This window comes from Streptomyces sp. BE303, assembly GCF_036290945.1.
Taxonomy (GTDB): domain Bacteria; phylum Actinomycetota; class Actinomycetes; order Streptomycetales; family Streptomycetaceae; genus Kitasatospora.
This window is the reverse complement of record NZ_JAQYWZ010000573.1, coordinates 1-2,343: the sequence shown is the minus strand read 5'-3', so window position 1 is coordinate 2,343 and position 2,343 is coordinate 1. Positions and strand designations below refer to the sequence as shown.

Genomic DNA, 2,343 nt, shown 5'->3' with positions numbered 1-2,343 from the left:
CGGCGATCCCCTGGATCGAGCGGTCGGTGAAGAAGACGCCGGTCTCCTCCTCGTAGACGTCCAGGCCGACGCCGGAGAGCCGGCCGGCCCGCAGCGTCTCGACCAGGGCCGCGCTGTCGACCAGACCGCCGCGGCTGGAGTCGACCAGGATGGCGTCGTCCTTCATCCGGGCCGGCGCGGCGGCGTCGATCAGGTGGTGGGCGGCGGGCAGAGCGCCGCGTACCGGGCCTTGCGTGGAACCGAGTCTCCGCAGGTCAGCCTATGTGTGCTGTGGATGCTCCGGAACGCCCTCCGCCGTCGTGGGAAACGCGGAGGACATCGGTGCAGGTCGTCGAGTGCCGGGCGAGAGTGGTGCGTCGCCGGTGTCGACGAGGCGTACGGCGGCGGCCAGGTGCGCGGGGGTGACGTCCTTGAGGAGGAGACCGCTGGCTCCGGCGGTGAGGGCGGCGTAGACGTATTTGTCGAGGTCGAAGGTGGTCAGCATGATCACCCGGGCAGCCCGGCGAAGGCGATCTTGTCGATGAGCGGGGGCGGCCGGGAAACTCGACCCGGCCGTGCACGCTTCCGTACTGGACCCGGGCAACGCAGGTACTGCCACCGTCATCACCTTCTCCACCGTGTTCACCGCGCTGCTGACCCTCGTCGCCTCGCTGGGCGTCTTCAACACCGTCCTCCTCAACACCCGCGAACGGCGCAGGGACCTGGGCATGCTCAAGTCCATCGGAATGACGCCCCGGCAGGTGATCCTGATGACGGTGACCTCGGTCGCCGGACTCGGCGCGATCGGCGCGGTGCTCGGCATCCCACTCGGAATCGTCGCCCATCGCCTCGTCGTGGACCACGTCGGCGTGATCGACTTCCCCGCGTACATGAAGGACGTCTGGCACGCACCGCAACGGGCGCGGACATCGGCAGGACCCACTGCCACTACGTGGTGCTGGACTCCGAGGGCAGGAATGCGCCCGTGCGGCCTGCCGTGGCCGTCAGATGTCGGAGTAGCTGAAGTCCCCGACCGTCCAGCTGCTGATGTCCTCGATCGCGATGCGGTACATGCCGCCGGTGTGCGGCAGCGCGAAGTCGCCCTGCAGAATCCTCGCCCGGTGGAGATGAAGATGGGTGGGCCGTGCAGGCAGGCCACCCGGGGGCGGGACGAAGAGGGCGGCGAACGGCTTCACGTGCTCCGAGGCCTGGAGGACCTCCGCCACCCGCTCCCACCAGAGGGTCACTGGCGCGAGCCGTCCGGTGATGACCGCGCCTGGGACCACCACGGTCAAGGACATCTGATTGCTGTGCTCGGATTCGACCATCGCGGCGATGTCGACGAGCAGCCCGTCAGGGTTCGACATGAATCCCAGGATAGGACACGGCCTCCGGCGCCCACGCGTCTGGGGCAGCGGCCATGGCGGTCACGGGCCCCGCGCCGGCTACTACGCGGCGGCGACCTGGCGCGCGGGTCGGCTGCGCCGCGGCGCGGGGCAGCCGGAAGCAGCCGTGGGGCCCTGGGCGGCGCCGGGATCGTCCGGTCCGGCGGTCACGATCAGGTCGGTTCCGAGGGCGGTGACGGTGAAGCCCGCTGCGTGGAGGATTTGCGCGTCCCCTCCTGAGCCGAGAACCGCGTGCGTCCCGGGTCAGAGTTTGAACATCGCGGCGTAGGGCTGGGTGATGCGCTCCCGTCGCGATCCGAAGTCGACGAGTACCGCGATGTCGCTGTCGCCTTCGACCCCGATGGCGCGGCCGAGGCCGTAGGTGTCGTGGGTGACGCGGTCGCCGACGGCGAAGTGCTTGCGCGGCGCCTCGATCCGGGCCTTGAAGGGGCTGGTGGGCAGGGCGCGGCGAACTGCTGCAGATTTCGACATTCCCCGCAGTATGCGCCGAAAATCGCGGGAGCGGGTCTTTCCGATGCCCCCTTGGGAGGGTGTCCCGCAGAACCGGGGGTGAAATGTCCGCCCGCGGTGCGACTGGGCCTGCTAGAGTCTCCTTAGTTGCAGTAGTGGTTCCCATGAACTTGGTGTGCGCCTGCTGATGTATCGCAGGCGCCTTTTTGTTTCCCGGCTCTTCCCCGGGTGGGTGCTCATCGCGGCGACTCGGATCCCGCGCTGTGCGGCTTCCGGACAGCCCCTTGAAGGAGATTTCTTTATGGCTAATGGCACTGTGAAGTGGTTCAACGCGGAAAAGGGCTTCGGCTTCATCGAGCAGGAGGGTGGCGGTCCTGACGTGTTCGCCCACTACTCGAACATCAACGCCAACGGCTTCCGTGAGCTGCTCGAGGGCCAGAAGGTCGAGTTCGACGTCACGCAGGGCCAGAAGGGCCCGCAGGCCGAGAACATTCGTCCGCTGTAGTTT

At 68.1% G+C, this 2,343-nt stretch carries 3 protein-coding genes and 2 pseudogenes; 2 read left to right on the top strand and 3 right to left on the bottom strand.

Translation table 11 applies throughout. The features are described 5' to 3' along the window. A pseudogene (locus PUR56_RS12820) lies at window positions 1–211 on the bottom strand (NAD(P)-dependent oxidoreductase); the annotation flags it as partial. Between the two features lie 343 nt (window positions 212–554). Between PUR56_RS12820 and PUR56_RS12810 the strand changes: the two are divergent. Continuing rightward, window positions 555–773: pseudogene (locus PUR56_RS12810) on the top strand (FtsX-like permease family protein); the annotation flags it as partial. A 210-nt stretch (window positions 774–983) separates the two neighbouring features. Here the strand turns inward: PUR56_RS12810 and PUR56_RS12805 are convergent. Beyond that, complete coding sequence (locus tag PUR56_RS12805; RefSeq protein WP_329880041.1) at window positions 984–1,346, bottom strand: hypothetical protein; 363 nt, start codon at window positions 1,344–1,346, stop codon at window positions 984–986. A gap of 282 nt (window positions 1,347–1,628) precedes the next feature. Then, window positions 1,629–1,856 carry a hypothetical protein gene (locus tag PUR56_RS12800; protein WP_329880038.1) on the bottom strand — a complete coding sequence of 76 codons (228 nt, stop codon included), beginning with the start codon at window positions 1,854–1,856 and terminating at the stop codon, window positions 1,629–1,631. Window positions 1,857–2,136: 280 nt separating this feature from the next. Between PUR56_RS12800 and PUR56_RS12795 the strand changes: the two genes are divergently transcribed. After that, complete coding sequence (locus tag PUR56_RS12795; protein ID WP_030918248.1) at window positions 2,137–2,340, top strand: cold-shock protein; 204 nt, start codon at window positions 2,137–2,139, stop codon at window positions 2,338–2,340. The last annotated feature ends 3 nt before the right edge of the window (window positions 2,341–2,343 follow it).

What these genes read in the sequence shown, in the direction of transcription:
- PUR56_RS12805 (WP_329880041.1), bottom strand. Translation starts at nt 1,346, where the DNA reads ATGTCGAACCCTGACGGGCTGCTCGTCGACATCGCCGCGATGGTCGAA.
- PUR56_RS12800 (WP_329880038.1), bottom strand. Translation starts at nt 1,856, where the DNA reads ATGTCGAAATCTGCAGCAGTTCGCCGCGCCCTGCCCACCAGCCCCTTC.
- PUR56_RS12795 (WP_030918248.1), top strand. Translation starts at nt 2,137, where the DNA reads ATGGCTAATGGCACTGTGAAGTGGTTCAACGCGGAAAAGGGCTTCGGC.